Below are 25,980 nucleotides of genomic sequence, written 5' to 3'. Positions count from 1 at the left end.
AAAGCCGTGCTCCCTAACGACCGCAAAGAGTCGGCCAAATCCCGGGCTTCCTTGAAATTTGAAGTTTAAAGTTTGGAGTTTTGCCCCATCCTCCCCCCGTGTCCCTGATCCCCGTCGAGCCATCCCTGGAAGCTTTCACCGCCTTTTCCCAACAGGGAAACGTCGTGCCCGTGTTCACACAGCTCGCCGCAGATTTCGAGACGCCGCTCTCCGCCTATCTCAAGCTCCGCGACGCGAAGCATTCCTTCCTCCTCGAATCCGCCGAAGCCACCGACAAGGGCGGGCGCTGGTCCATCATCGGCTCCGGCCCGAAACGCATTTTCTCCGCTAACGGGAAAGAAATCACCATCACCGAAGGCAACAAGACCCGCAGCCTCACCGCCCCCGACGACGTCCTCGCCGCCCTCGAGCGCGAGATGGCGCCCTTCAAGCCCGTCCCGAACCCCGCCCTCCCGCCTTTCTCCGGCGGAATGGTAGGATACCTTTCCTATGACGCCGTCCGACAGTTCGAGCCGACCCTGACGGACTCCCCGCCCGACACCCTCGGCATCCCCGACGCGCTTTTCATGCTCGCCGACACGCTCGTCGTCTTCGACCACCGCCTGCGCCGCGTCCAGATCATCGCCAACGCGTTTCTGGAGGAGCACCCCACCGCCGAGGAAGCCTACGCCGCCGCCACCGGACGCATCCATGCCATCGTGGAAATCCTCAACCGCCCGCTCCACATCCCCGCCCTCAACGGCCTCGCCAAAATCACCGAGGAACCCGCCGTTTCCAACACAACCCAAGCGGAATACGAACAGATCGTCCGCGACGGCAAGGAGTTCATCAAGGCCGGCGACATCTTCCAGTTCGTCCCCTCCCAGCGTTTCACCGCGGACTTCGACCAATCCCCCGTCGATCTCTACCGCGCCCTCCGCCACGTCAACCCCTCCCCCTACATGTTCGTCCTTGAAATGGACGGCTTCGCCCTCGTCGGCTCCTCGCCGGAAGTCCACGTCCGCTCCATCGCCGGACGCATCGACATCCGCCCCATCGCAGGAACCCGCTGGAGGGGGAAAACCCCGGAGGAGGACGACGCCCTCGCCGCCGATCTTCTGGCCGATCCCAAGGAACGCGCCGAGCACCTCATGCTCGTGGACTTGGCCCGCAACGATGTCGGCCGCATCGCCAAACACGGCAAGGTCACGGTCGACGATTTCATGATCATCGAGCGCTACAGCCACGTCATGCACATCGTCTCCAACGTGCATGGCGAGCTCGACCCTTCCCACACCGCCTACGACGTCCTGCGCGCCACCTTCCCCGCAGGCACCGTCTCCGGAGCCCCCAAGATCCGCGCCATGCAGATCATCAACTCGCTCGAAAAGAACAAGCGCTGCGCCTACGCCGGCGCCGTCGGCTACTTCGGCTTCGATGGCTCCCACGACTCCTGCATCACCCTCCGCACCTGCCTTTTGAAAGACGGCAAAGCCCACGTCCAGGCCGGTGCCGGAGTCGTCGCCGATTCCGATCCCACCTACGAATACAACGAGACCGTCAACAAATCCAAAGCCCTCCTCCGAGCCATCGCCTTGGCCAAGACAATCACGGGATAGCGACGATGTCAGACCCGTCGCCTGGGGTGGGACATTCAAGCGATTTCCATGACTGCCCATGACTCGATGCCACAACCCGCCTTTCCCGCTAGCCATGGCCGCAGTCCGCTGTTAATTTTCACGCCCATGAGCTGAAGCCGGACCGAATCCACCGGCGCATGGTTGCATTCCCTCATGTTGGAATCTTGAAAGCGAAAACCTGAAGTGCCCCGCCCAATCATCCTCATCTCCGCCGTTGGCAGGGAGCTCCAATGCGCCAGATATCTCGCTGCCAACACCGTAAGCGCATCCGGCTACCAGCCCGAGTGGCGGGATCAGCCGCCTGAGGCAGAGGGGGATGCGAAGGCGGCCATCCGCAAGCGGGTTGATCGGTGTTACTCGGTCATCCAGATCATCGGGCACAGCTACGGCCCCGCCCCGGATGAAGATGACGAGGAATTCGGCTCCATATCTTACACCGCCTACGAAGCGCTTTACGCAGAGAACAAGGGAAAACCGGTGCGATACATCATCCTCGACGCTTCCCACCCGACGGACGGCGGGCATTACGAGTCCGAGCAGTTCCAAAAACTGCAGGCACGCTACCGCGCCGGGATCGGGAAACGCAGCGGCCTGTTCCAAACCAGCTCTTCCCCGCAAACAACGGAGAGCGTCGTCCGCAAGATCTGCGAGGAGTTCTCCAGTCTCAGGCGCCGAAACCGGCGACGGACGGCAGCACTCGCCGCCCTGTCCGTTTTAACAATATCAGGCACCGCATGGGGTGTCCTGAGTCGGGGAAAATCCGGTAACCCCGTCCACACCGCGGCGCCCCGACATGCCACAGCTGAGATCGCTCCGGCTGGCCTGGCCAATGGTGCGGCCGGTGTCATCTCCCCTGCAAACCGGATGGAGAAGGTCTTGCTGGGTCTTGCCGATGCCGAAAGCCGTTCCCGCATACCCGGTGAGAGGCTCACACTCGCTGAGATCCGCGCCCGCGCCTACTCTCTCCTTGAGGCCGAACTCGGGCTAACGCCCGGAACGCTCGCAGAAAGCCTCCCGAGCTACGCCCTCGACACCTACACCAGCACGGGCAGCAGCCCCGTCATGAGAGCTTCCGCCGCATACGCTCTCAACAAATTCGACGAGGCCGAGGAACTCTTCCTCAGGGAGGAGTCCAGGCTCAGCACGGACACGGAGGGCGCCGCCGGGGACGCCTCCGATTTCCGCACCTACCGCATCCGGGCGCTCGAGGGTGCCGCGCAATTCGCCACCGCCCAAATCATGTTCGCCCGCGCCGTGGAGCTGTACCGTGCAGCCGCCGCCCTCACCTCCCTAGAGCGCGATCCCCTTGAATGGGCCCGCATCCAGCACATGCTCGCCTACGCCCTCACATACAACGGGCAATACCCCGTCGTGGAGCAAACCCTCTCGCAGGTCATCCCCGTTTACGAGAAACATCTCGGAACGGAGCATCCCGACACGCTCGGCAGCTCGAACAACCTCGCAAACGCACTCAACTCCCAGGGAAAACACGCCGAGGCTGAGAAAATGCACCGGGCCGTCCTCGCCATCCGGCTGAGAACCCTTGGCGAAGAGCACCCGAGCACCCTGACAAGCCGCAACAACCTCGCCGCAACACTCAATTCCCAAGGCAATCACAGCGATGCGGAAGAGCAACACCGCACCGTCCTCGCGATCAACCAGCGCATCTTCGGAGAGGAACATCCCGATACGCTTTTCAGCCGCAACAACCTTGCGATAACACTCAGCGCACAGCGCAACTTTTCCGGGGCAGCCGAGCAATACGGCGCCATCCTCGCCATCCGCCTGCGCCTCCTCGGCGCGGAGCACCCAGAGACCCTCTCCTGCCGCGACAACCTCGCCAAGGCACTCCGTTCCCAAGGCAACAACGCTGAGGCCGTGCGGCAGATCCGCGCCGCACTGACCGTACGCGAACGGTTGCTAGGCTCCGACCACCATGATGTCTCCCTCTCATGCCACAACCTGGCGTTGGCCCTCGCCAATCAGGGCGATACCGGCGAAGCCCTGGCATACGCAAGGCGCGCTCTCGCCGGATTCACGAAATCCCTCGGTCAGGACTCCCCGCACTCCGCCGCATCGCGGAAACTGGTCACCATCCTCGAACGCCACTAGGCGCAAACCTGTCCCAAACAGCGCTTACATCTTCCTTGAGCTTTGAATTTTGAAATTTAGGGTTTCCCCCAGATGCTACTCATTCTCGATAACTACGATTCATTCACCTACAACCTCGTCCAGTACTTCGGCGAGCTGGGCGTGGAGATGAAAATCTTCCGCAACGACGCACTCACCGTCAACGAGGTGAAAGCCCTCGCCCCGCAGCGGATCTGCATTTCCCCCGGCCCCTGCACGCCGAACGAGGCGGGCATCTCCCTCGATCTCATCCGGGAAATGGGAGCCACAACGCCCATACTCGGTGTCTGCCTCGGCCACCAGTCCATCGGCCAGGTCTATGGCGGCGATGTCGTCCGCGCCGACAGGCTGATGCACGGCAAGACCTCGCCCATCCACCACAACGGCACCAGCGTCTTCGCCGGCCTGCCCGATCCCTTCGAAGCCACGCGCTACCATTCCCTCATCGTGAAACGCGAGACCCTCCCAGACTGCCTGGAAATCACCGCATGGACCGCCGAAAACGAGATCATGGGCCTCCGCCACAAGGAACACCCCGTCCACGGCGTCCAGTTCCACCCGGAGTCCATCCTCACCGAGCATGGAAAGCAGATGCTGGAAACATTCCTCAGGCTCTGAATGTGGGGGCGATCTTTGGTCGCCCCTCTTCCTTGAGAGTTGAAAATTGAAATTTGAGAGTCCATGCCTCGCTCCTACCTCCCTCCTTCCGAATGGACGGAAACTCCCCACCTCTCCGGCGATGAGGCCAAGCACCTCACGCAAGTCCTCCGCATCCAGCCGGGCCAATGGATCACCGTCTTCGATGGACTCGGGAATTTCGCGGAGGCGAAGGTGCTTTCCGTTTCCAAGCAGCGGGTCGACCTGATGCTCGATCTCGCGCAGGCCAAGGAGCCCCCTCTCCCGGAAATCACCCTCGCCCAAGCGATCCCAAAAGGGAAAAACATGGATTGGATCGTACAGAAAGCCGTCGAACTCGGCGTTTCAAGAATCCAGCCTATCGTCACCCGGCACACGATCGTCTCGCCAGGGGATGAGAAAGCGGAGAAATGGAGGCGCACCGCGCTGGAAGCCTGCAAGCAATGCGCTCAGTTCACCATCCCCATCATCGAAGACCCCCTGCCCTTCGGTGAGTGGTTGGCGCAGCACGATTCCTCCGCACTGAGGCTCATCGCCTCCCTCGCCGATAACACCCTGAATTTCCGAGAAACACTCGCCGCCCACCCGGAGCTTGGCTCCGTCACCATGCTCATCGGCCCGGAAGGCGATTTCTCACCGGAGGAAACGCAGGCCGCGCTCGCCGCCGGGTTTGTCCCCGTCACCCTCGGCGATCTCGTCCTGCGCGTGGAAACCGCCACCCTGTTCTGCCTTTCCGCACTGCGTTTCCAATACATCTAAAACTTGACTCCCACGCCCTCCGGGGTGTTCGTTCCCCGCGAAATGTTCAAGAAGATCATCTCAGAAAAACCTCCTCTCCGCGAGGTTCTGAAATCAAAGCTCCACCGCGCGGTCATCACAGAGGCGGATGTGGAGTATGAGGGTAGCATAGAAATCCCCCGCGATCTCATGGACGCAGCCGATCTCTGGCCCGGGGAAAAGGTGCTGGTCGCCTCCATCACCACCGGTGCCCGTCTGGAAACCTACGTCCTTGAGGGACCTCCCAACACCGGCAAAATCCTCATCAACGGCGGCGCCGCCCACCTGATCAAAAAGGGCGAGCGCGTCGCCATCATGGCCTTCGGATACACCGATGAGCCGATCAAGCCCAAGAACCTCCTCATGGGCGACAACAACGAGATCCTTCGGGATCGTTAGATTTTTCTACGGTTCAGATTCGTCAGACGCTGAACCCGGAATAATCCTTACACGAAAATATTGATTTTTTCATTGAGCCATCTCATGAAAGCGACAAATGTGGACACCATGATAACGACAGTGAGATTGTTTTTCATCATCGCCGCCACGTCGCAGGCTCTCTCTATCGGTTCTGCAGGCGCAGCCGTGATCGCCTCGACAAATTTCAATGGTCAGACGATCGTTACCAACACCGCATCGAATCTGGGCTGGACTCTTAATGGTGTCAATGACCCTGGCTCGATGTCCGCCTTTGTAGCAGCCACTGCCACAACCCAGAACTTATTCAACACAAACACCTTCAACCAGAACCAGTTCGCCCCCGCGCTGAATGTCGGCAACGGCAACACCTTTTGGAGAACCTCTGTCAATCTCACCGTGACAGCCGGGAACGTCGTGAGTTTGACGGATGTGACCTTTGATCATTGGGCGATCAACGGTAGTGGCGTACAAAACGTAAACCGCAGGTCTGACTTTACAATCACGCTCTTTGATCCCTCCAACACACCCGTCGCCGGAGGGACAGTCTCGGCAGTAGATGTGTTCAACGGCGCATCCCCCGGGGTTTCGACCCCCGTAACGCTTACGTTCGCTTCCGCGGTGGCACTCAGCGCGACAGGAACCTATCGCCTCCAAATCGACGCTGGTGAACTCGGGGGCGCTGACGAGACTGGCAACCACGCTGGCATCGACAACCTCTCCATCAACGGAACCGTCACCCCCGTGCCCGAGCCTACCTCACTCGCCATCTCCGTACTCGGATTCCTCGGTCTTGCCCTGCGCCGTAAACGCGCGGCCTGATTCGGCTGCTCCTCTTTCGTTTCTCAGAAACCCCGGACAAGTTCATTGTCCGGGGTTTTCCTTTGATCATCTGTTGTCGTTACGGATTTTTCCCGGAAATCTTCGAAAACGGCGTGATCACGTAATCCCAGATGAGACGATTCCGTGCCAATCTCTTCTTGTCAGCGAGAGGACTTCCCCCACTTCCCTCAAGCAGACATCCCCCCAAAAACAAATTCCCCCCAAAGGATACAAGTCGGCAGACATCCCCCCCTCGATGTCTGCCGATTTCATTTTTGGGGTTTGAGCTTTCCGCTTGGAATCTTAGCATCGCCGGCATGAGCCTGCTCCTGCAAAATGCCCGCATCGCCTCGGAATCATCCCCGGATCTCCTCTCCGCCGATGTGTTGATCCAGGATGGGATCATCCGGAAAATCACAAAAGGCATCACCGCACCAAATGACTGCCGCACCATCGACTGCAAGGGCGGCGTCCTCTGCCCCGGCTTCTTCGATGCACACGTCCATTTCCGCGAGCCGGGCCAGGAGCAGAAGGAAAACATCGCCTCCGGCTCCGAGGCGGCGATCAATGGCGGGATCACCGGGATCGTGATGATGCCGAACACCTCCCCCGCCCTCGACTCGGGCGCATCTGTCAGGACGATCCTTGAATCCGGGAAACGCAATTCCCGCATCCCGATTTTCACCTCCGGCTGTGTCACCAAAGGCCGCGAAGGCAAAGAGCTCGCCGCCATCGACGGGATGCGCGAGGCAGGCGTGAAAATGCTCACCGACGATGGCGACACCACGCTCAACTCCTCCATCCTCTACCGCGCCATGCAATACGCCTCCGAGTTCGGCATGTTCTTCGCCTCACACTGTGAGGTTCCGGAGCTCGCCGGCCCGCGTGCACTCAATGATGGTGCGGTTTCCTACAAGCTCGGCATCAGCGGCTCCCCTGCCTGCGCGGAGGAAATCATCATCGACCGCGATATCCGCCTCGCCCACGCCACCGGCGCTCACATCCACATCCAGCATGTTTCCTCGAAGATGGGTATGGAAACCATCCGCTGGTGGAAATCACGCGGCGATGTAAAGGTCACCGCCGAGGTCTCGCCCCACCATCTCCTCTTCACCGACGAGCACATCGGCGACTTCGACACCCACTACAAGATGAACCCGCCGCTGCGGACGAAGGCGGACAACGAAGCCCTGTTAGAGGGATTGCTCGACGGCACGTTTGATCTGATCGCCACCGACCACGCACCGCACACCCCCTTCGAGAAAGCCCAGGATTTCGTCTCCGCGCCGAACGGTATCACCGGCCTCGATACCGCGGTCGTCTCCCTCTACCACCACTTCATCAAACCCGGGAAATTTGGCTGGGACACCCTCGTCAAAAAATACTCCGCCGAGCCCCGCCGCCTCATGTCGCTGGAAGTGCCGACCATCGCCGAAGGCCAGCCCGCGAACCTCACCCTCTTCAACACCGAGGCCACCAGCACCTTCACCAAGGACTTCATGAAATCGAAATCCCAGAACACCCCCTTCCTCGAAAAGACGCTCAGCGGGCGCGTGGATCTGGTGGTTCTGGGGGATGAGATCCTGCTGGAGAGAGAAGTTTGATTTCCGGAAAGTAAGTCTGGTATCGGCTGACATCCGAGGTGGCCAGCGGAAGATCCAATATGGACGCGTGCGCCCCGATGAAAAAATCCGGGAGCGGGATCTTCGGAGCTTCGGGCGTATCCTGTTTGCGGCGGTTCCGCAGGTAGGCCGCATAAGCGTGGGAGCAGCGGAGACTCGCGACGGCCGGGAGATCCAAAATGACGATCCCGAGGGCTTCGAGTCGTTCTGAGACGGTTTCAGGAACCAGATCGCCGACACAAAGCTCGGCGAGAATCACAGGATTCACCGCGACGCCATCACCGAGCAGACCGCTGCGGATCAGGCCGGAAGCCCACCCGTTCAGTGGCGCTGAGTGATCGAACCCATCAATCAGCACGTTGGTATCCAGCAGGATCAAGGCTCGCGGGTGAGGGTGCGGAGTTGTTGTGAGCCCATGCTGGGGGTGAGCGCGAAGGAAGCGAGCAAGGCATCGATCTCCGCAGGTTTTGCTCTCCGCTTTTTCGGTGCCGGGATGACTTTGGCCAGCTCGTAGTGCCCGGAGCCGGATTGACGGACAGCGTAACATTCGCCGGGAGTGGCTCCGGGGAGCACGAGGCGGCGTTTTGAATCAACCGTGAGCACTTTCATGGTGGGATAATCCCACATAAGGCGGGATTGTCAACGATGCGAAAGACGTAGCGTGGTATTGTGATATTTGCTAGCAACCACATAAGCTTGGAGATGCCGACCGCCGAAGATGACCAACCCGCCAACCTCACCCTCTTCAACACCGAGGCCACCAGCACCTTCACCAAGGACTTCATGAAATCGAAATCCCAGAACACCCCCTTCCTCGAAAAGACCCTCAGCGGGCGCGTAGATCTGGTGGTGCTGGAGGATGAGTTAATCTTGGAGCGCTAGCAACCGAGCAGAACCTCTCAAAAATAGGAATATCGATTCCCAAAAAACTCCTTGCGATGGCACGGAAAATGATTTGTTATTTTGACAAACGTTGGAAAAATATTGTTCCCGCCTTTGATAAAAAAAATCAATCAAACAACTAACAATGAAAAGAACTAATCGAATGAGTATCTTCGCAAGCGCCTTGCTCGGCGTTGGCCTATCCTCCGCGAATGCGGTAACGATAGTCCAATCCGCTGCTAACGGTGATTGGAACGCCGCAGCTTCATGGGGAGGAACCGCTCCTACATCAGGAAATGATTATGAGTTAAACCCAGCTGTCGGATCCGGAGGAACTGCCGGGTTGATTCGGGGTGGGTCAGGAACGGGCAACTCGATATTCCTTGGCGGCTCGCTCAAAATCCCTACGGGTACAACTTTGCTCATGAAGACGCAGGAGACCGCTACCACCCCTCCTCCTAACTTTTCCCAAGTCAACGGACCGATCACCTTTGACGGCGGCACGTTGAACCTTGGCCCCAACGCCGCGACCAGCGCGAGTATGATCGCCACCCAGTTCATCATCAACTCCAACGGAGCGTCATTCCAATCCGGGTTTTCCGGACGAAATCTCACGCTGCAGGGTACTTTGACAGGAGTTGGCGATATTCTCATTTTCGGCAACGGCGGGACACGGGTCGTCACATTCACCAATCTCTTGTCCTACACCGGCGATATCAGAGTCACCCAGGACATGGGGATTGCTTTTGGAATCGATTACACTTTCACCGGTGGACTCGACCTGACCACAGCGGCTTCCAGCCTGAAGGTGCAAAACGGCCAAACCCTGACTTTCACGCAAGGGAAATTGGTCGATTTTGTCAACGGAGCCGTAGCCGAAGGCACATATACGGGCACCAGCTTAGCCGCCCTTGGAGCCAACTACCAGGACTTTGGCGGCACGATCGTTGTCACCGCAGTTCCCGAACCTTCTGTTGCACTTCTTGCCGCGCTTGGTGTTCTGGGACTCCTGCGCCGCCGGCGCAATTAGCATGGGAATCAACCGACGAATCGCCGAGCGCCTCGCATCATTTCAGGATTCGGGGCGCTTTTGCGTCAAGATTTCTCAATAAACGCGGAATCTTCCTCGATCGTATGGAAACTATCGCCGAAGGCCAACCCGCCAACCTCACCCTCTTCAACACCGAGGCCACCAGCACCTTCACCAAGGACTTCATGAAATCGAAATCCCAGAACACCCCCTTCCTCGAAAAGACGCTCAGCGGGCGCGTGGATCTGGTGATACTGGGGGATGAGATCTTGCTGGAAAGGTAGCAAGTAGGGCCTGCACATCAGATCCCTGCGCATTGACATCTGATGCGTGATGCGTGATGCTTCCGTCCATGAGAACCACCCTGAATCTCGACGACGACGTCCTGGCGATCGCCAAATCCCTTGCAGTTCGGCAGAAAAAGCCTGTCGGTGAGGTAGTTTCCGCCATTTTCCGCAAAGGTCTTGCACCATCGGATCCGCCCCGTCCCAGTCGCAACGGCATCACCCTTTTTCCAGTTAGGGAAGGATCTGGAGAAGTGACTCCGGAAATCATCGAACAGCTTCTCTACGACGAGCCGTGAAAAAGATTTTCCTTCCGGACATCAACACCATTCTTGCCCTGCTCGACCAGAGGCACGTCCATCACCAGGACGCACATCGTTGGCTTGAGAAACAATCGTCCGCTGGATTCCTGATTTGTCCGCATGTGGAGAATGGCGTGATTCGCATCGCCAGCCAGCCCCATTATCCCAACTGTTTCGGAACGACTGGGGCAACCCGTGTAGCCATGATACAATTCGTGGCTGAGATGGAGATGGGGCGCTGCGGGAATGATGCCAGCCTGCTCGATGACAGCATCCTGTTGGAGCCCAAGCACCTCACGCCCTCAAGTGTTGCCGATCTGTATTTGCTCGCCGTAGCTGTCGCAAACAATGCGAGCTTGGCCACATTTGACCGCCGCATCAATCCCGCTGCGATCAAATCGGGGAAAAACTCCTTGGAGCTCATTTCCATCGCAAGCACCTGAGCCAAAAAAGCATGGCCACCAGCACCTTCACCAAGGACTTCATGAAATCGAAATCCCAGAACACACCGTTTCTTGAAAGGACGCTCAGCGGGTGCGTGGATCTGGTGGTGCTGGGGGATCAAGTGCTATTGGAGCGATGAGCCGCAGAACCCATGGCAAAAAAATTACATAGGCGGCCAGTGCTACCTGCAGAGCGGAAACGAAGAACAAAGCTTTTTCGCCGCTGCAAGATCAAGGACGGGATCCCAAGTCTCCTGGCCCTGGGATTCATGTTTTTCCTCGGAGGGATTCTCGCGGTGTTTTCACCCACACCTCTCACCAGCACCGGAGGGATAGGACGGTATGGATCAAGCCCGGTGACCACTGTCTATACTGGCAACCAAACCATCGGCGTTGGCGTCGTTTTCTTTGGTATCAGCCTCTTCATGTTCATTGCAGCATACCGGAATCAAAGATCGTAGCGCGATGACATCAATGGCTGGCCCATCGATGCTTCCTCCTTGCGGAAGCATCCCGGATACCCTTGAGTAACATTATGAAAACGCCACTGCTCGCCATCATCTCCCTCGCCGCAGCCATTCCCTCCCACGCTGATCTCCCCATGATCCAGGAAAAACCGTGGCTCGGAACCTTCCTCGGCTACGATAGCAAGTCCGCCCGCTTCGGCATAAGCTCCAAGGGTAACGCCCTCATCGAACCGCTCAAGCGCGACGGCACACCCATCGCCGTCACCAATCCGGTCAAGGTGAAATTCGATATCTTCGAAACCCTCCCTGATGGCAGCACCGTCCGCAAGATGATCGCTGACGACGCCTTCACCAGCGACAGCCCAGCCTCCATCGACCCGGACAAGCCGGTGACCATACGCGGCAAGGCCACCGGCGACGCCACCTTCGAGATCACCGCCAGCGAAGACCGGGGCGCCATCTCCCTGACCGGCCGCATCACAGACAAAGGAACCCTCACCAATCCGCTCAGGCTCGCCATCTCCATCGATCTCCTCCCCTACAAATACAGCAACCAAGGGGACAAGGATTCGCAGCAGAAATCATTCGAGAAAAAAGCCAAGCGCGACGAGATCCGCATCGAACTCGCCAACCGCGAAAAGCTCAAATTCGATTTCCTCGACACCATGAACCTCCACGAAAAGACCAAGGACGGCTTCGTCTCCGCCGAGATCCGCACCGAGGGATACGGCGGACTGCGCTGGAACCTCACCGCCTCCCCCAAGTCGAAGCTCCACTTCGAGGACAAAGGCGATCGTCCGGTCTGGAACGGCTTTTCCATCTCCTGGTCTGTCAACGAGGGCGCAGACCCCGCCGCCGAGAAATTCACCATCGAATACAAATAGATCAGTGGCCTGCACCCCTCTTCGAATGAAAATCCTACTCGCCGCCCTGCTCCTTCTTCCCGCATGGCCCGCGCTTTCTGCGGAAAGCAATGCACGCCTGGTTTCCGTCAGCCCCACGCTTGAGACAATCCGCAACGACGCGAAACGCGAGCGCACCGAGACGGTCGGCTACAAGCTCGCCATCGACCTCCGCGCCGCAACATCGGTCGTAGGCGAACTAAAGGTCGTAACCGTGTTTTTCGCGAAAAAACTCCCCGGAAACGATACCATCGAACGCAATTCCACACGCACCGTCACCATCGGCCCCAACCACACGGCATCCCTTGCATCTGCCACCGAGAAATTCACCCACACCCGCGAATACGAGGTCAGGATCGAGACCAAGAAAAAGCCGGGCACCAAGAAAAGGCCTCCCGTCCGCTACAAGACCATCCCCGCCTCCGGCGAAAAATACTCCGGCTGGGCCGTCCGGGTCTATCAGGGCAACAATCTCATCGGCGAGGAAGCCAGCGCCTCCCACCTCCGGATAAGCCGCTGAGCATCACGGGGCAACATCCTCCTCAGTGCTTGGATTCCGGCACACTCATCGGAACCAACCCCTGTTACCGCCCGTTCGGCAGCCATGGCGCGCGCCCTCCCCCCACGCTCTGCAGCCAGCCACCCATGACTCCCGGTTTCTCCTGTCATTCATGTTCGTTCTGGAAACGACACGGAAAATGCATAATGTCCTGCCTGTGACCGACCTTTTCCCTCCCAGTCCATTCAGGCAAACCTATCCCATTGTGCTTGCCCTGTATGCGGGAATCACGGCTCTTGGCGCCTCCCCCGTCATCCCCGGCTTCCATGCGAAGCATCCTCTCGATGAGGCACAACAAGGAGCCGTCCTCATCACGGAACTGCGCTGCGCCGCCTGCCACGAGGGCAGCTCACCGTCCGCTCCCCTTTCCGCTCCGGATCTCTCCGAGGTCGGCTCGCGCCTGAACCCGGATTTCATCAGGAAATTCATCGAGAACCCCCATTCAAACGATCCCGCAACGGCCATGCCGGATCTTCTCGGCGGCCTTCCGGAACCGGAGCGGAAGGAAATCGCCGCATCGGTCACCGCCTACCTGCTTTCACTCGGGAAATCCGAACCCACCCCCGATCCCGGGCCTGCGCCGCAGGATGGCAGCGGCTCGGAGCTTTATCATGAGGCTGGCTGCGTCGCCTGCCATTCCCCGCTCGAAAAGGCTGGCGCGGAGCCACTCAAGGGCGCGGTTGGACTCGGCCACGTCGGCGCGAAATACCGTCCCGGCGGCTTGGCCGATTTCCTTCAGGATCCGCTCAAGGTCAGGCCGGACGGGCGGATGCCGGACATGAAGCTCAGCCGCCAGGAGGCGGAGCTTCTCGCCGCGTTCCTCATCGGGAACGAAGCTCAAAAACCCGCCGCCCCGGAAGGCGGGGAGGATCGCATCGCCGCAGGTAAGAAGGCCTTCACCGAACTGCGCTGCGATTCCTGCCATGCGGTGGAGGGCAACAAGCCAGCCCTCGCCTCATCCAAGCCGTTTGCCGCCATGGATCTGAATGCCGGATGCCTTTCGGAAAAGCCCGGCAGCGCCCCCGATTACCAGCTCAGCGCCATACAGCGCACTGCCATCCGCAAAGCCCTCGCCACAAAACCCAGCGCCCCGAAAACCGCCGATGCGGTCAAAATGCGGCTGACCGCGCTCAACTGCATTTCCTGCCACCAGCGCGACGATTACGGCGGGGTCTCGCCGGATCTCGATTCCTATTTCCACTCCACCGAGGAAGCGCTCGGCAACGAATCCCGCATCCCCCCCACCCTCACCGATGTCGGTTGGAAACTGCGCCCGGATTGGATGAACAAGGTGCTCTACGAGGCCGAGCGCGTGCGCCCCTACATGAAAACAAGGATGCCCCAGTACGGCACCGAGGCGCTCGATGGCCTGCCCGGCCAACTCCACGATGTTGACCAACGGGAGCCGTTCGATTTCCCTCCCATCCCGCAGGCCGAGGACAGGAACGTTCGCGACGCCGCCACGGAACTGCTAGGAGACAAGGGGCTCAACTGCATCGCCTGCCACAACTACAACGGCAAGGAATCCCCCGGCATGAAGGGGCTTGATATCATGACCTCCTACCAGCGCCTCCAGCCGGGTTGGTACAACGAGTTCATGCTCAACCCCGCGAAGTTTCGCCCCGGCATCATCATGCCCTCCTTCTGGCCGGACGGGAAAGCGCTGCGCGCGGACATTCTCGGCGGTGACACCGAGGCCCAGATCGCCGCACTGTGGCACAATTTCTCGCTCGGCCGCTCCGCCCGCGACCCCTCCGGGCTGCGCGTCGAGGAGCCTGAAATCACCGTCGGCGACACGGCGGTAACCTACCGCGGACGAAGCCAGGTCGCCGGATACCGCGGCATCGCCGTGGGCTTTCCCGGCGGACTGAACTACGCCTTCAACGCCCAGACCGGCGCACTCTCCGCAATCTGGACGGGGAAATTTGTCAGGGTCGGCTGGAACGGCCAGGGTTCCGGAAATTTCACACCCCTGGAAAAGGCGATCCAGCTCCCGCAGGATGTCGCGTTCCTCACCGAGCCGAAGGATCCCTGGCCGCTCGCCCCGATCAGATCCAAGGAAAATCCCGTCAACCCGGATCCGCTCTACCCACGCCAGCACGGCTACGCTTTCAAGGGCTATTCGATCGGCGAGAACGGCATCCCGACTTTCCGCTACAAATCCGGGGAAGTATCCATCGAGGATGCCTCCCACACGCTCAGCATTGACTCAAAAACCGTCCTTCGCCGGAACCTGACATTCACAACAAAGAAGGCCACTTCGATCCATTTCCGAGCCCTGACAGGAAACATTGAGACGAGAGCCGGCAACATCTTCAAAAACGAGGACATCTCCCTGACTTTCTTACAAAGCAAGGAAGGTGCGTCGATCGCTGAAAGCAAATCATCAGCTGGCGAAGCTATCGTGACCATCGCCCTCCCCGCCGGGACTTCCAAACTCACCCTTGATTATGCACCTCTCCGCTAAACGCTCTGCACTCGCCGCCGCCATTTGCCTGCTCCCATGCCTCTCAATCGCCGAGGAAGTCGGCGAGCGCTGGGGCACCGCCGAGCGCGAGCGGGAATACTACCGCCTTACCAATCTCCCCATCCCGGAAAATCTCGTCATCGAGGCCGGAGCATTCGCCGCCCTCCCGGATGGCCGCACCGCCATCGGCACCCGCCATGGCGATGTGTTCTTCGTCTCCGGCATCGACGCGCCCAACCCCCGCCCCGAATACATGCTCTTCGCCACCGGCCTCGATGAAATCTTCGGCCTCGCCTGGAAGGACGGCTCGCTTTTCGTCACCCACAGCGCCGAGCTGACGAAAGTCACCGACACCGACGGCGATGGCAAGGCGGACCGCTACGACACCGTCTCCGACGCATGGGGCTACGGCACCTACCACGAATACGCCTTCGGCTCCAAGTTCGATCCCGCCGGGAACCTCTACGTCGCCCTCGGACTCTCCAGCTCCTACCACTCCCAGGAACTTTTCCGGGGATGGGCGCTGAAAATTTCCCCCGATGGAAAGACCACACCCATCGCCAGCGGCCTGCGCAGCCCGGGCGGGATCGGTTTCAACGAGCACGGCGCGCTCTTCTACATCGAGAGCCAGGGGCCGTGGAACAGCGCATGCAGCCTCAAGTTCCTCAAGCAAGGCGGCTTCATGGGCCATCCCATCAGCTTCAACTGGTACGACTTCGCCCCCAACATGGGGCCCGCCCCCGTCCAGCCGGAATCCGGCTCCCGCATCGTCACTGAAAAGGAGCGGGTCAAGGAACTCGTCCCCTATGCCGTGATCTTCCCCTACATCCGCATGGGCCGCTCGATCAGCGGCTTTGAGATCAACCGGACGAAGGGAAAATTCGGCCCGTTCGAGGATCAGATTTTCCTCGGTGACTACACCCTCTCCCTCGTCATGCGGGCCACCACGGAGCAGGTCAACGGCGTCTGGCAGGGTGCCTGCTACCCTTTCCGCGAAGAGCTTTCCACCGGCCTGCTCAACGTCCATTTCACCCCGGAGGGAAACCTCGTCTGCGGCGGCACGAACCGCGGCTGGCCGGTGCGCGGCCTCAAGCCCTACGCCCTGGAACGCCTCGAATGGACCGGTAAAATGCCCTTCGAGATCAAGGAAATCAAGATCACCCCGGATGGCTTTTGCCTGAACTTCACCAAGCCCGTCGACCCGAAGACAGGCTCCCTTCATCAGTCATATCGCATGGCCACCTTCACCCACCGCTACCATGCCGGATACGGCGGCCCGGAGATCGAGCAGACCGTTCCCGAGGTCACTGCGGTCGAACTCTCGGAAGACGGTCTCAGCGCCACCCTCCGCGTCGATGGCGTCACAAAAGGCCACGTCCACGAGTTCCACCTCGATCCCCTCCGCGATCTCGACGGCGAGCCTCTCCTCCACAACTTCGCATTCTACACGGTGAACGAAATACCGCAGTGATCTCGCAGTTTGTAAGATACCCATGAAATTCCACGAACAGTTACCGACATGATCCGCATTCTGCCCGCCTTTCTCTCCGCCCTCCTCATCATCCCCTGCCACGCGGCAGGCCCAAGGGGCGCAATGCCGAACCCGGATTTCACGAAAGGCGATCCCATCCCGGAAGGCGCGCGCCATGATTGGACGCTCGGCGCCACCGGCATGCGCGGCTGGATGTTCAGCGATAAACTCGAAACCTCGGACGCGCGCCAAATCTCCATCACCATCGTGGACAAGGGCTCCCCGGCGGACGGCATCCTCGCAGTCGGCGATGTGATCCTCGGTGTCGCCGGGAAAAAGTTTTCCTACGATCCGCGCACGGAGTTCGGCAAGGCGCTCACCGCAGCCGAGGAGAAAAGCGGTGAGCTCTCCCTCATCGCCTGGAAGGCGGGCAAGGAGCAAACCGTCAGCCTCAAGCTCCCCGTCCTCGGCGCATACTCCGCCACCGCGCCTTTCGATTGCCCCAAGTCCGCCCTCATCCTGAAACAAGGCTGCACCGCGCTCGCAGAACGCATGGGTGAGCCGGGCTACGAGCGCCAAAGCCCCATCACCCGCTCCCTCAACGCCCTCGCACTCCTCGCCGGCGGAAACCCGCAGCACCTCCCCCTCGTAAAAAGGGAAGCGGAATGGGCCGCCGGGTTTTCCGATGAAGGCATGGCCACCTGGTACTACGGGTATGTCATAACCCTCCTCGCGGAATACCACATGGCCACCGGAGACGATTCCGTAAAACCCGGCCTCCGCCGCCTCGCCATGGAGGCCGCAACCGGCCAGAGCATCGTCGGCTCATGGGGCCACAAGTTCGCCGGTGGGGACGGCCGCCTCGTCGGCTACGGAATGATGAACGCACCCGGCGTCCCCCTCACCACCTCCCTTGTCCTCGCCCGCAAGGCCGGAGTAAATGACCCGGAAATCTCCATGGCCATCGAGCGCAGCATGAAACTCCTGCGCTTCTACGTCGGCAAGGGCTCCATCCCCTACGGCGACCACGCCCCATGGATGGAAAACCACGATGACAACGGCAAGAACGGCATGGCCGCCGTCCTTTTCAACATCCTCGATGAAACCGCCGGAGCCGAGTATTTCTCCAGGATGTCCCTCGCCTGCCATGGCAACGAGCGCGATACCGGCCACACCGGGAACTTCTGGAACATGACCTGGGCCGTCCCCGGCATCGTCCAGTCCGGCCCACACGCCACCGGCGCATGGATGAAGGAATTCGGCGCCTGGTCCTTCGATCTCGCACGCCGCTGGGATGGAGCATTCCCTCACCAGGGTCCGCCGGAAAAGGACGGCGATAGCACCCGCGGCTGGGATGCCACCGGTGCCTACCTCCTGGCCTACGCCATGCCCCTGAAAAAAACCGTCCTGACCGGAAAACGCCCGTCCATAGTGCCCCAGCTCGATCCCAAGGAAGCCGCCTCCATCATCAACGATGGCAAGGGCTGGTCCAACAAGAACCGCTTCGCTGCTTACGATGCACTCGCGGGCGATGAACTCCTCGAGTGCCTCGGCAGCTGGTCTCCCGTCGTCCGCAACCGCGCCGCCATGGCCATCGCCCGCCGCAAGGACAGGAAAGCCACGGTCCCCGCACTCATCGCATTGCTCGGCTCCACCTCGCTGGAAACACGCTACGGTGCCTGCGAGGCTCTCACCAAACTTGGCGGCGATGCCGCTCCCGCCCTTCCCGCACTGCGCAACCTCCTCAAGGAAAAGGACATGTGGCTGCGCGTCGAGGCCGCGGAAGCCTTGGCGGCCATCGGCCAACCGGCCATGGCAACCCTGCCGGATCTCCTCACCATGCTCGCCGTTGGCCCCACCAAGGAGGATCCGCGCGGCATGGAGCAGCGCTACCTCAGCTTCGCCGTTTTCGGGACAATGCTCCGGCAGGCTTCGCTCGAGGGGGTCGACAAGGATCTCCTCTTCCGGGCGGTCACCGCAGGATTGAAAAACGAGGATGGACGCGCGCGCGGCAGCATCGGCTCGGTGTACAGGAAACTCAGCCATTCGGAAATCGAACCCCTGCTCCCCGCCGTCCTCAATGCCGTCGTCCACCCCGCCCCCAGCGGGATCATGTTCGCAGACCAGATCCGCATGGAAGGACTCCAGATCCTCAGCGCCCACCGCGCCGAGGAAGGCATCCGGGCCTGCGCCGATTACATCAGCCTCCAGAACCCTTGGGCCAGCGAAAAGCGCACCCCGGAAATCCTGAAAATTCTCCTCAGCTACGGGGCGCATGCGAAAAAGGTGGTTCCCGATCTTGAAAAGACCGCCGCCACATTCGCAGCGGGCGAAAGGGGTTTCCCAAAACACCTCAGCTTGCAGAAAGCGGAGAACCTCCGTGATGCAATCAAGACCATCAACGCATCCACCGACCTCCCGAAACTCACACGTATCCAGGCCACAAATTGACCCACACCATTTTCCCAGAACCCATGAAACACATTTTCCGGATACCGATCGCCATACTCAGCCTAGCGTCCGTCCTGCCCTGCCACGCAGCGCCCAAGGGCACGATGTCAAAACCGGACTTCACCAAGGGCGACCCCATCCCAGAGGGAGCCAACCACGACTGGACCCTTGGAGCCACCGGCATGCGCGGCTGGATCTACAGCGACAAACTCGAAACCTCCGATGCCCGCCAAATCTACATCACCACGGTGGACAAGGGCTCCCCGGCGGACGGCGTCCTCGCCGTCGGCGATGTCATCCTCGGGGTTGCCGGGAAAAAGTTTTCCTACGATCCACGCACAGAGTTCGGAAAGGCACTCACCGCCGCCGAGGAAAAAACCGGAGAGCTGTCCCTCATCATCTGGAAGGCGGGCAAGGAGCAAAACATCTCCCTCAAGCTCCCCGTCCTCGGCGCATACTCCGCCACCGCACCCTTCGATTGCCCGAAATCCGCCCTCATCCTGAAACAAGGCTGTGCCGCACTCGCGAAGCGCGCCGCACAACCCGGATACGAAAAGCAAAGCCCCATCACCCGCTCACTTAACGCCCTCGCCCTCCTCGCCAGCGGCGATCCCGCATATCTCCCCCTCGTGAAAAGGGAAGCACAGTGGGCTTCCGGCTACTCCGCCGATAGCATGGCCACATGGTATTACGGATACGTCATCGCACTCCTCGCGGAATACCACATGGCCACCGGTGACGATTCCGTCATGCCCGGCCTCCGCAGGCTCGCACTTTCCGCCGCAAACGGCCAAAGCATCGTCGGCTCATGGGGCCACAAATTCGCAGGCGATGACGGTCGCCTCGTCGGTTACGGCATGATGAACGCACCTGGCGTCCCGCTCACCACATCGCTTGTCCTCTCCCGCGAGGCCGGAGTAAAAGACCCGGAGATCTCGATGGCCATCGAGCGCAGCATCAGGCTGCTACATTTCTACATAGGCAAGGGATCCATCCCCTACGGCGACCACTCCCCATGGATCCAGACTCACGATGACAACGGCAAGAACGGCATGGCCGCCGTCCTTTTCAACCTCCTCGGCGACAAGGAAGGTGCGGAGTATTTCTCCCGCATGTCCCTCGCCACCCACGGCAACGAGCGCGACACCGGCCACACCGGAAATTTCTGGAACATGACCTGGGCCGTCCCCGGCGTCGTCCAGTCCGGCCCCCACGCCACCGGCGCATGGATGAAGGAGTTCGGCGCATGGTCTTTCGATTTCGCCCGCCGCTGGGACGGCACCTTCACCCACCAGGGCCCGCCGCAGATGAAACCAGACAGCACCCGGAACTGGGACGCCACCGGTTCCTACCTGCTCGCCTACGCCATGCCTCTCAAGAAAATCATGCTCACCGGGAAAAAAACCGGCGTAGCCCCACAGCTCAATGCCGCAGAGGCACAGGCCATCGTCCTGGACGGACGCGGCTGGTCTAACAAAAACCGCAACGAAGCCTACGACTCCCTCAGCGGCGACCAGCTTTTCGAAAGCCTCTCCAGCTGGTCTCCCGTAGTCCGCGACCGCGCCGCCATGGCGCTCGCCCGCCGCAAGGGCAACCCGCCGCCCGTCGATGCCCTCGTGAAAATGCTCAATGCCAAGCAAACCGAAACCCGCTACGGCGCCTGCGATGCGCTTGCCAAGCTCGGCGGCGCATCAGCACCCGCCGTCCCCGCGCTGCGCGAGTGCCTTAAGGACGAAGACCTATGGTTACGCATCAAGGCGGCGGAAGCGCTGGCCAAGATCGGCGAGCCAGCCATGGTCGCCCTCCCGGAACTGCTCACCATGATCGCCAAGGGTCCCACCAAGGAAGATCCGCGCGCCATGGAACAGCGCTACCTCAGCTTCACCGTCTTCGGGGAAATGCTCAGGCGCGCAGACATCGCATCCGTGGACAAGGATCTCCTCCGTCAGGCCGTCGCCGCAGGCCTCCGCAACGAGGACGGTCGCGCCCGTGGCACCGTTTCTGGCATCTACGGAAAACTCAGCTACGAGGAAATCAAACCCCTCCTCCCCGCCATTTATGAAGCCATCGTCAAGCCCGCACCAAGCGGCATCATGTTCGCCGGTCAAGTCCGCCTCGCAGGCGTCGCCATCCTCGCCAAGCACCGCATCCGGGAGGGGCTCCCGCTCTGCATCGACGTCATGGATATCCAAAACTGGGGCAAGCAGGACAGGATCAAGGGCTGCCTGAACAGCATCGAAGCCTACGGTGCCGCCGCAAAACCGCTCATCCCGCGCCTGAAACAACTCGAGAAAGATCTCGCTTCGCACGGCGAGGCCAAAGGCATGCAAGCCCATATCGACCGGATCGGTAAAATCATCGCCAAGCTCGAAAAGGAAACTGCCACTGTGGAAATGCGCAGCATCAAGGATTGATACTATCGTTTCCAGCACGGCGCGGTTCTCCCCACAAGAACCCGCCTCAGCGAAATGCGCTGCCAGGGAACCGATGGAACGGCCACATCCCCCAGCCCGAATCAAACCCTTGCCCCGCGCCGCCTGCTCCGCTATCCAGTGCGCCTCCCATGAACGAGCAGATCGCCTCCATCCAGACACAAGCCCTAGAACTCATCGCCGCCGCAAGCGATCCGCGCAGCCTTGAGGACGCCCGCGTTGCCGTCCTCGGAAAAAAAGGCTCACTCTCCCTGGCCGGCACCCTCATCAAGGACATCCCCAACGAGGAAAAAGCCGCCTTCGGCCAGTCCCTCAACGCCGCGCGCACCGCCATCACCACCGCCCTCGACGACAAGCAATCCGTCCTGCAGTCCATCGCAGACAGCGCCGCCCTGTCCGGCACCGACATCACCCTCCCCGCCCGCGCCCTCCCCACCGGTGCCCTCCATCCCCTCACACAGATCCGCGACGAGGCGATCCAGATCCTCCGGCGCATGGGCTTCGCCCTCGCCGATGGCCCGGAGATCGAGGACGAGTTCCATTGCTTCGACGCGCTCAACACCCCCGCCGACCACCCGGCTCGCAACGAAAAGGACACCTTCTATTTCGATTCCGGAAAACTACTCCGCACCCACACCTCCAGCGTCCAGGTGCGCACCATGGAGACCGCCACCCCGCCCATCCGCATCATCGCCCCCGGCTCCGCCTACCGCCGCGATGAAATCGATGCGACACACCTCTCCGTTTTCAACCAGCTCGAAGGCCTCTACGTCGATACCGATGTCACTCTCCCCGACCTCAAAGGCACCCTCGAATATTTCTTCCGGGAAATGTTCGGCACCACCACCGAAGTCCGCTTCCGCCCCCACTTCTTCCCCTTCACCGAGCCGTCCTTCGAGATCGACGTGAAACTCCAGGTCAAAGGCCAGCCCGCCCGCTGGATCGAGGTCGCCGGCTGCGGCATGGTCGATCCCGCCGTCTTCGAAGCCATCAACGCCACCCGCAAGGACAAAGCCCTCAACCCCGCAACCCTAACCGGCTACGCCTTCGGCATGGGTCTGGACCGCCTCGCCATGATCCGCTGGGGCATCAAGGACATCCGCCTCCTGATAGAAAACGACATCCGCTTCCTCTCGCAGTTCGCCTGAAGAATTTCGAACCGCCAAGACGCCAAGTTCGCCAAGTTTCTAATCCTATGAATACGATTGATGAGATTGCATCCGTGATCGTTGACTGTGCTTTCAAGGTTCACACCAAACTAGGACCCGGATTACTTGAGAGTGCCTATGAAGCTTGCCTAGCTCATGAGCTGAAAAAACGCGGACTCAAAGTGGATCGCCAGATTCCTCAACCCGTTCACTACGACGACACTTTCATCGACATAGGATACCGCCTCGATCTCCTCGTAAATGACTCCATCATTATCGAACTTAAAGCAGTGGAGCAGATTCTACCCATCCACCACGCCCAACTGATGACCTACCTGAGGCTATCAGAAAAAACCCTCGGTTTTCTCATCAACTTCAACACCGTCCTAATCAAAAACGGCATCAAGCGCATCGCCAACAACTTCAAGGAATCCTAGTTGCAAAACCCTTTTCTTCCTTGGCGCACTTGGCGTCTTGGCGGTTCAAATCTCTCCATCACCATGAATATCTCCCTAAACTGGCTCTCCACCCACCTCGACCTTTCCGGCAAATCCATCGCCGAAATCTCCGACCTCTTCACCTTCGCCGGCGTCGAGGTGGAGGGCATCGTCACCAAGGGCATATCCTCGGAGAAAATTGTCGTAGCCCAGATCATGGAGGCCGTCCAGCACCCGGATGCAGATAAACTCAAGGTCACCCAGGTCGATGCCGGCGAAGGCCAACTCCGCCAGATCGTCTGCGGCGCGAAAAACTACAAGGTCGGCGACAAGGTTCCCTGCTGCCTCCCCGGAGCCGACCTCGGCGGTTTTGTCATCGGCGAAACCAAGATGCGCGGCGTCGAGTCCAAAGGTATGCTCGCCGCAGCGGAGGAAATCGGCCTCCCCAAAGGCGAGGACGGCCTCCTCATCCTCCCCGATGACTCCCCCATCGGTGTCCCGGTGAAAACCCTCTTCGATTCCGACGTCCTGTTAGAACTCGAGGTCACCCCGAACCGCCCAGACCTGCTCTCCCATGCAGGCATGGCTCGCGAGTTGGCAACACTCCTCAAAACACCTCTTATCTCAGCAAAATCAGCAGAGGCAAACAGCGCCCCGGCGAAGGAAGATTTCATAAAACTCGAAGCCCCGGATTCCTGCCCGTTCTACACCGCCACCCGCATCGATGGGATAAGCGTCGGAGAATCCCCCGCCTGGCTCAAGGAACGCCTCACCTCCATCGGCCTGCGCCCCATCAACAACATCGTCGATATCACCAACTTCATCCTCCACGAGACCGGCCAACCGCTCCACGCCTTCGATGCCGCAAAGGTCTGCCTCCCACTCGTCATCCGTCAGGCTAACGATGGCGAGCAATTCACCGCCCTCGATGAATCCGTACACACCCTCACACCGGAAGATCTTCTCATCTCCGACCAATCAGGCGCAGCCCTCGCCCTCGCCGGCGTCATGGGCGGCCTCGACAGCGGAGTCACGGAAAGCACAACCACTATCCTACTAGAGTCGGCGTACTTCACTCCATCCGGCATACGCCGCACCTCACGCCGCACCGCCCTTTCCTCCGACTCATCCTACCGCTACGAGCGCGGAATCGATCCGGCAGGCGTGTTGCCCGCAGCGGCTTTCGCGATCAAACTCATCGCCGCGAACGCAGCCGAAATCCAAACCGCAGGAAATCTCCCCCCTCTCCCCTCTCCCGTCTCTCTCGATCTTCCCCGCCTCCATCACCTCCTCGGCAACTCCACCACCACCGAAGCCGCCGAGGAAATCCTAACCCGCCTAGGCCTAACAAAACTCCCCGAAGGAAAATGGGCCATCCCATCCTTCCGCCAGGATCTCTCCCGCCACATCGATCTCGCGGAGGAAATCACCCGGGTTCACGGCCTCGCAAACGTTCCCTCCCGCCTCCTCGGAACCTTCGTGCCGATCAGCGAGACGGATGCCGCCTACGATGCAGACATGATACTGCGCCGCCGCATGGCCGCGCTCGGCCTCTACGAGTGCCAGACCATCAAGCTCATTTCCGAAAACCAGCTCACCGACATCCTCCCCCTCCGCCCCCTCCAGGACGGCGATCTCATCCGCGTGAAATCTCCCCTCAGCGAGGATCACGCGATCATGCGCCCCAGCCTCGTACCCGGTTTGGTCGCATCTGCCGCCCGCAACGCCCGCCAGCAGGCCAAGTCCCTCCGCCTCTTCGAGATGGGCCGCGCATTCCGGAACGCAGGCGGCGGCAAGGCCAAAGATCAGGAAAGCGACACGCTCGCCATCCTCATTTCCGGCCCCACCACTCCGCCCTCGTGGGCAAAAAAAGAACAAGCGGCGGATTCCTACGATGCCAAGGCCATCCTCTCAGCCCTCCTTCCCGGCCACCCCATTTCCCTCAAACCCAAGGATCGTGAAAACTTCGCACTCGCCGCGGAGATCAAGGCCGGTGACCAGACCATCGGCGTGTTCGCCCGCCTCCTACCCTCACGCGAACGTGAGCTGGACCTCGATCACCCGGTCTTCGTCGCAGAGCTGGATCTCGGAAAGCTCCGCAAGCTCGTCTCACGCAGCTTCCAAGTCTCCGATCTACCGCAATTCCCCGGCTCCTCCCGCGATGCAGCCCTGGAACTCCCCATCGCCACCCCCAATGCATCCATCGAGTCCATCTTGGAAAAAACCGCAGAACCCCTCCTGGCCTCCTACGAATGCGTCACCATTTTCACGGATCCCTCCGGTGAAAAAATCGCCGCCGACCGCAAATCCATCGCCTATCGTTTCCACTACCGTGCCCCTGAGCGCACACTGAAGACCCCGGAAATCGATGCCGCACACAAGACCATCCTGGATGCCATTGGAAAACTGGAAGGATTGAAGTTCCGATAGCGAAAGAAAATCCGGATTGACACCCATTTCCACGGCTTTCTAGCTTGGGATATGTTGAACTTGATTTGTGGAAAATCAGCATCATGCCATACACACAACCCCGTGGTGAGATGTTTGATCATATGCTTATGCATCGCGCTAACAACATCCGCGCAGATCACGGCGACCATTGATTCCTTTACCAGCGCACCGTCCGGCACGGCATCCACACCGCATTACCTGATTGATTCAGATCCGAACAGCATCAGCCCG

At 60.2% G+C, this 25,980-nt stretch carries 23 protein-coding genes; 21 read left to right on the top strand and 2 right to left on the bottom strand.

The features are described from left to right. The first annotated feature begins 98 nt into the window (after nt 1–98). The 7 genes from trpE to HZ994_17175 all read left to right on the top strand — a co-directional run bounded on the left by trpE (nt 99) and on the right by HZ994_17175 (nt 8,005). Nucleotides 99–1,598: an anthranilate synthase component I gene (gene trpE, locus HZ994_17205; GenBank protein QTN33981.1), complete on the top strand. Its 1,500-nt coding sequence runs from the start codon at nt 99–101 to the stop codon at nt 1,596–1,598. A 204-nt stretch (nt 1,599–1,802) separates the two neighbouring features. Further along, nucleotides 1,803–3,731: a tetratricopeptide repeat protein gene (locus HZ994_17200; protein QTN33980.1), complete on the top strand. Its 1,929-nt coding sequence runs from the start codon at nt 1,803–1,805 to the stop codon at nt 3,729–3,731. Nucleotides 3,732–3,803: 72 nt separating this feature from the next. Then, nucleotides 3,804–4,367, top strand: coding sequence for an aminodeoxychorismate/anthranilate synthase component II (locus HZ994_17195; GenBank protein QTN33979.1), 564 nt, complete (start codon nt 3,804–3,806; stop codon nt 4,365–4,367). Between the two features lie 63 nt (nt 4,368–4,430). Then, entirely contained in the window at nt 4,431–5,144 is a 714-nt protein-coding gene (locus HZ994_17190) for a 16S rRNA (uracil(1498)-N(3))-methyltransferase (GenBank protein QTN33978.1), read from the top strand. Between the two features lie 42 nt (nt 5,145–5,186). After that, the gene (locus HZ994_17185; protein ID QTN33977.1) at nt 5,187–5,561 is read left to right on the top strand and encodes an aspartate 1-decarboxylase; all 375 of its coding nucleotides are present in this window, start codon (nt 5,187–5,189) and stop codon (nt 5,559–5,561) included. A gap of 84 nt (nt 5,562–5,645) precedes the next feature. Continuing rightward, nucleotides 5,646–6,401, top strand: a complete 756-nt coding sequence (locus HZ994_17180; GenBank protein ID QTN33976.1) for a PEP-CTERM sorting domain-containing protein — start codon at nt 5,646–5,648, stop codon at nt 6,399–6,401. A gap of 317 nt (nt 6,402–6,718) precedes the next feature. Then, nucleotides 6,719–8,005, top strand: coding sequence for a dihydroorotase (locus tag HZ994_17175; protein QTN33975.1), 1,287 nt, complete (start codon nt 6,719–6,721; stop codon nt 8,003–8,005). On the opposite strand, the gene HZ994_17170 is transcribed toward HZ994_17175, so the two are convergent. Beyond that, nucleotides 7,944–8,402, bottom strand: a complete 459-nt coding sequence (locus HZ994_17170) for a type II toxin-antitoxin system VapC family toxin (protein QTN33974.1) — start codon at nt 8,400–8,402, stop codon at nt 7,944–7,946. The two genes, HZ994_17175 and HZ994_17170, sit on opposite strands and share 62 nt — an antisense overlap. After that, the gene (locus tag HZ994_17165; GenBank protein QTN33973.1) at nt 8,399–8,632 is read right to left on the bottom strand and encodes a hypothetical protein; all 234 of its coding nucleotides are present in this window, start codon (nt 8,630–8,632) and stop codon (nt 8,399–8,401) included. Before HZ994_17165 ends, HZ994_17170 begins: the two co-directional genes overlap by 4 nt. Nucleotides 8,633–8,725: 93 nt before the next feature. On the opposite strand from HZ994_17165, the gene HZ994_17160 reads away from it, so the two are divergent. The 14 genes from HZ994_17160 to HZ994_17095 all read left to right on the top strand — a co-directional run bounded on the left by HZ994_17160 (nt 8,726) and on the right by HZ994_17095 (nt 25,728). Next, nucleotides 8,726–8,905: a hypothetical protein gene (locus tag HZ994_17160; GenBank protein QTN33972.1), complete on the top strand. Its 180-nt coding sequence runs from the start codon at nt 8,726–8,728 to the stop codon at nt 8,903–8,905. A gap of 424 nt (nt 8,906–9,329) precedes the next feature. Next, complete coding sequence (locus HZ994_17155; protein QTN33971.1) at nt 9,330–9,935, top strand: PEP-CTERM sorting domain-containing protein; 606 nt, start codon at nt 9,330–9,332, stop codon at nt 9,933–9,935. A gap of 104 nt (nt 9,936–10,039) precedes the next feature. Beyond that, complete coding sequence (locus HZ994_17150; protein ID QTN33970.1) at nt 10,040–10,219, top strand: hypothetical protein; 180 nt, start codon at nt 10,040–10,042, stop codon at nt 10,217–10,219. Nucleotides 10,220–10,287: 68 nt separating this feature from the next. Then, on the top strand, nt 10,288–10,518 hold the full coding sequence (locus tag HZ994_17145) for a CopG family transcriptional regulator (protein QTN33969.1): 231 nt from the start codon (nt 10,288–10,290) through the stop codon (nt 10,516–10,518). 206 nt (nt 10,519–10,724) lie between these two features. Continuing rightward, nucleotides 10,725–10,964 (top strand): hypothetical protein, encoded by a 240-nt coding sequence (locus HZ994_17140; protein QTN33968.1) that lies wholly within the window; start codon nt 10,725–10,727, stop codon nt 10,962–10,964. Nucleotides 10,965–11,499: 535 nt separating this feature from the next. Further along, entirely contained in the window at nt 11,500–12,315 is an 816-nt protein-coding gene (locus HZ994_17135; GenBank protein QTN33967.1) for a hypothetical protein, read from the top strand. 25 nt (nt 12,316–12,340) lie between these two features. Next, nucleotides 12,341–12,853 carry a hypothetical protein gene (locus HZ994_17130; GenBank protein QTN33966.1) on the top strand — a complete coding sequence of 171 codons (513 nt, stop codon included), beginning with the start codon at nt 12,341–12,343 and terminating at the stop codon, nt 12,851–12,853. Between the two features lie 151 nt (nt 12,854–13,004). Next, nucleotides 13,005–15,359 carry a c-type cytochrome gene (locus tag HZ994_17125; GenBank protein QTN33965.1) on the top strand — a complete coding sequence of 785 codons (2,355 nt, stop codon included), beginning with the start codon at nt 13,005–13,007 and terminating at the stop codon, nt 15,357–15,359. Then, nucleotides 15,343–16,830, top strand: a complete 1,488-nt coding sequence (locus tag HZ994_17120) for a hypothetical protein (GenBank protein QTN33964.1) — start codon at nt 15,343–15,345, stop codon at nt 16,828–16,830. Before HZ994_17125 ends, HZ994_17120 begins: the two co-directional genes overlap by 17 nt. Before the next feature lie 48 nt (nt 16,831–16,878). After that, nucleotides 16,879–19,281 carry a HEAT repeat domain-containing protein gene (locus HZ994_17115; GenBank protein QTN33963.1) on the top strand — a complete coding sequence of 801 codons (2,403 nt, stop codon included), beginning with the start codon at nt 16,879–16,881 and terminating at the stop codon, nt 19,279–19,281. 23 nt (nt 19,282–19,304) lie between these two features. Then, nucleotides 19,305–21,695, top strand: coding sequence for a HEAT repeat domain-containing protein (locus tag HZ994_17110; protein QTN33962.1), 2,391 nt, complete (start codon nt 19,305–19,307; stop codon nt 21,693–21,695). A gap of 149 nt (nt 21,696–21,844) precedes the next feature. Next, nucleotides 21,845–22,861 carry a phenylalanine--tRNA ligase subunit alpha gene (pheS, locus tag HZ994_17105; protein ID QTN33961.1) on the top strand — a complete coding sequence of 339 codons (1,017 nt, stop codon included), beginning with the start codon at nt 21,845–21,847 and terminating at the stop codon, nt 22,859–22,861. Between the two features lie 47 nt (nt 22,862–22,908). Next, nucleotides 22,909–23,298 carry a GxxExxY protein gene (locus HZ994_17100; protein QTN33960.1) on the top strand — a complete coding sequence of 130 codons (390 nt, stop codon included), beginning with the start codon at nt 22,909–22,911 and terminating at the stop codon, nt 23,296–23,298. Nucleotides 23,299–23,361: 63 nt separating this feature from the next. After that, nucleotides 23,362–25,728, top strand: a complete 2,367-nt coding sequence (locus HZ994_17095; GenBank protein QTN33959.1) for a phenylalanine--tRNA ligase subunit beta — start codon at nt 23,362–23,364, stop codon at nt 25,726–25,728. Nucleotides 25,729–25,980: the final 252 nt, after the last annotated feature.

It is taken from the genome of Akkermansiaceae bacterium (assembly GCA_017798145.1).
GTDB lineage: Bacteria > Verrucomicrobiota > Verrucomicrobiia > Verrucomicrobiales > Akkermansiaceae > Luteolibacter.
Note: the sequence above shows the minus strand (reverse complement) of the source record. Positions and strands in the feature narration are given on the sequence as shown.